General features: G+C 47.6%; 1 protein-coding gene. It reads right to left on the reverse strand.

The features are described 5' to 3' along the window. Window positions 1-521 (reverse strand): glycosyltransferase family 9 protein (locus R7Q46_RS30190; protein ID WP_318078718.1); only part of this gene is annotated, 521 nt, incomplete at both ends.

Below are 521 nucleotides of genomic sequence, written 5' to 3' on the forward strand. Positions count from 1 at the left end.
CAGCTTAGTTGTTGGCTGGTTTTTCCTGTTTCAGCCAAGATAACTTCCTCATAAACTGAGACGGCATACTGTAGATAGCGATATGGGCCCACTCGAACCGGATTATGGTGGGCGTATAAACCAATGATCGGTGTGTTCATGGCGCTTGCCATGTGAGCTGGCCCGGTATCAGGCGCGATGACCATGTCTACTTTGTCAATCAGAGCCAGCATTTGCAGGATTGAGCTTTGCCCAACTAAATTTAGACATGGCTCTTCCAGTCGAGATTGAATGGCATCTGCCAAATCCAGTTCGACTTGAGCTGGGCTGCCAGCCAGAATTACATTCCAACCTTGTGCTCTCGCATGGTGGATGACGTCTATGTACCCTTCAGCATTCCAGTTTTTATATGCTTTACTGGCTCCTGGCACAATCAGTAGGTTGGGTTTGTCGCAAGAAATATGACTCTCTGCCCACTCTTGGTCTTGTGTGGAGTAGGAAAGTGCCCAGTCTAACTCATTGTTAGGGATACCAATTTGATG

This window comes from Vibrio sp. 811, assembly GCF_033339195.1.